General features: G+C 64.4%; 3 protein-coding genes. All 3 read right to left on the bottom strand.

Annotated features, from left to right (window positions below):
• Positions 1-860 (bottom strand): D-amino-acid transaminase (locus tag AC5JJ6_RS06135; protein ID WP_496041192.1); only part of this gene is annotated, 860 nt, incomplete at its 3' end.
• A 60-nt stretch (positions 861-920) separates the two neighbouring features.
• On the bottom strand, positions 921-2,297 hold the full coding sequence (gene trkA, locus AC5JJ6_RS06130; RefSeq protein ID WP_044432064.1) for a Trk system potassium transporter TrkA: 1,377 nt from the start codon (positions 2,295-2,297) through the stop codon (positions 921-923).
• 279 nt (positions 2,298-2,576) lie between these two features.
• The coding region (locus AC5JJ6_RS06125; RefSeq protein WP_496041191.1) for an AAA-type ATPase lid domain-containing protein at positions 2,577-3,144 on the bottom strand (568 nt) is incomplete at its 5' end.

Here is a 3,144-nt window from a genome sequence, read left to right as displayed (position 1 = left end):
GAAGCGCCCCGTTCCTGGGCGTAGTCCAGGTAGCCCTGGCGCAGCTTTCCGCTCAGCGTGCCGGGCTTGCCGTCGCCGACGGTCCGGTCGTCGATTCTGGTCACCGGCATGACGAATGTGCTGGCGCTGGAGACGAAGGCCTCGCGCGCGGCATAGGCTTCCTCGACCGAGAAGGGACGTTCCTCGAACTTGATGCCGGCTTCCTGCGCCAGTTTCAGGATCGACAGGCGGGTGACGCCGTTGAGGATCAGGTTGTTGGCGTAGCGGGTGACCAGCGTACCATCGGATGTCACGATCCAGGCGTTGCTGGAGCAGCCCTCGGTGACGTTGCCGTCGGGATCCACCTGCCATGCCTCGAACGCACCGGCCTCGACGGCCTGCTGCTTGCCGAGAACCTGCGGCAATAGGGAGACCGACTTGATGTCGCGGCGGAGCCAGCGGATATCGGGAATGGTGATGACCTTGACGCCGTCCTGGAGCTGAGCCGGCGTCGCGAAGGCCCCTGCCCGCTTGGTGGTCAGGACCAGCGAGCTTTCCGCGTGCTTGGGAAACTTGAAGTCGCGCGGAGCGACGCCTCGGGTGATCTGAAGATAGATCGTGCCCTGGGTCACCCGGTTCATTCCGATCAGCCGGCGCATCAGGATCTTCAGCACCCTGGGCGAAACCGGCCAAGCGATCCGCAGCTCGTTCAGGGAGCGCGTCAGGCGGTCGAGGTGCCCCTGCTCGTCCACCAGCTTGCCGCCGACGATCGTGACGACTTCATAGACGCCGTCGGCGAACTGATAGCCACGGTCTTCCACATGCACGACGGCATCGGTATGCGGCACGAAGCGGCCGTTGACATATGCGTATCGAGCCATGTTTCCCGCTTTTGCTTTTGTTGTATCGAAAGGTCGAATGGTGTCGAAAGTTGCAGTCGTTCAGAAGAATTCAAGACGGACGGCAAACATCTTCTCGACCTTCTTCACCTGACCGACTGCCGCCAGGATGATGACCCGGTCGTGCGGCTTGATCACCGTCGATGGCCTCGGGATGATCACTTCCTCTCCGCGCACGATCGCGCCGACGATGACGCCGGTCGGCAGCTTGATCTCGCGGAGCGGGGTATTGATCAGGCTGGAAGTTTCCAGCGCCTCGGCCTCGATCACTTCGGCGAAGCCTTCGCGCAGGCTGTGGACCGACCGGATGCGGCCGCGACGGACATGCTGAAGGATCGTGGAGACGGTGATCGCCTTGGGGCTGACGACGGCATCGATACCGAGCGTGGTGACCAGCGGCGAATATGTCGTCTTGTTGATCAGCGTGATGGCGCGCTGGCAGCCGTAGCGCTTGGCCAGGAGGGAGGCGAGGATGTTGCCTTCGTCATCGTTCGTCACTGCGACGACGGTTTCCGCCGCCCTGACATTGGCCTCTTCCAGGATCTCCGGGTCCAAGCCGTCGCCGTGCAGCACCATGGTCCGGTTGAGCCGCTGGGCGATGTACTGGGCACGGGCGCGGTCCACCTCGATGATGCGGGCGCTGACCTGCGGGTGCTTGGCTTCCAGCTCTTCCGCAAGGCAGAGGCCGATATTGCCGCCGCCCAGGATGATGATGCGGCGGGCTTCCGTTTCCTCATGGCCGAAAGCGGCCATGGCGCGGGTCAGGTGGCGGGTGTCGGCGACGAAGTAGACTTCGTCTCCGGGCAGCATCTGGTCGTCGCCGCCGGGGATGATAGGCTTGTCGTTGCGGACGATCGCCACGACTTCGAGGTTGAGGTCTGGGAACAGGCCGGTGAGCTGGCGGAGCGGCGTGTGCAGGATCGGGCAGTTGTCGGCGCAGATGACGCCGATGACGCGGACCTTGCCGTCGGCCAGCGGGATCATGTCGAAGGCGCCCGGAACCTGGAGACGCCGGGCGACGGCGCGGGCGACCTCGATCTCAGGCGAGATGATGACGTCGATCGGCATATGCTCGCGCGAGAACAGGTCGGACCAGATCGGGGCCAGATAGCTCTGATTGCGGACGCGGGCGATCTTGGTCGGGACGTTGAACAGCGAGTGGGCGACTTGGCAGGCGACCATGTTGACTTCGTCGGCCAGCGTGACCGCGATGATCATGTCGGCCTCCGCGGCGCCCGCCTGCTCCAGCACATTGGGATGCGAGGCGAAACCGACCATCGCCTGAACGTCCAGGGTATCGCTGATCTTCTGGATCAGCTCCGGCGACTGGTCGATCACGGTGACGTCGTTGTTCTCGGTCGCGAGATAGCGCGCGATGTTGGAACCGACCTGCCCGGCGCCGCAGACGATGACTTTCATGGGATGGTACCTGCCGCAACGTCCGGGGTGCGGCTCCTTGGAACCGCGAACGGACCATGAACCCCAATGATGACGCTAAACCCGTCATGCCCGGACTTGCCAAAGCCGTCATGCCCGGACTTGATCCGGGTATCTCCCGTCAGGAGCGCAGCGGGTATCGTCAAAGTTTGGTTTGAAGTCTTCACGTCAGTTTCCGCCAGGAGATACCCGGATCAAGTCCGGGTATGACGGTAAGGGAGGGAGATAAAGGGTGGGAAGGAGGCTGTGGAAGCACGGTCATCAATCCGCCGCCAGCTTGTGGGGCGGCTTGTCGTTGCCGTGGACGCCCAGCGACTTCAGCTTGCGATGGAGCGCAGAGCGCTCCATCCCGACGAAGGCGGCGGTGCGGGAGATGTTGCCGCCGAAACGGGTCACCTGGGCCAGCAGGTATTCGCGCTCGAACACCTCGCGGGCTTCGCGCAGCGGCAGGCCCATGATCTCGCCGCCCTTGTCCCACTTGAGGACGGTCGGCGTGATGGCGCCGATCTCGGGCGGCAGCATGTCGGCGCGGATCGGCTCCTTTGGGTCGCCGGTCGACATGATCAGCAGCCAGTCCACGACGTTGCGGAGTTGGCGGACGTTGCCCGGCCAGTCGTAGGCCTGGAGGGCGGCCATGGCGTCCTCGCCGTATTCCCGGGCGGGCAGGCCGGCGGTCTCGGCGGAACGGATCATGAAGTGGCGGGCCAGCAGCGGGATGTCCTCGCGCCGCTCGGTCAGGGGCGGGACGCGGATCGGCACGACGCTGAGACGATAGAACAGGTCCTGGCGGAACCTGCCGGCCTCGATCTCCGACGGCAGATCGCGGTTG

The sequence above is a fragment of the Skermanella sp. genome (genome assembly GCF_059503625.1).
This window is presented reverse-complemented; position numbering and strand designations above follow the sequence as displayed.

Bases quoted from the DNA above. Each gene is read 5' to 3' on its own strand.
- trkA (WP_044432064.1), bottom strand. From the start codon at position 2,297: ATGAAAGTCATCGTCTGCGGCGCCGGGCAGGTCGGTTCCAACATCGCG.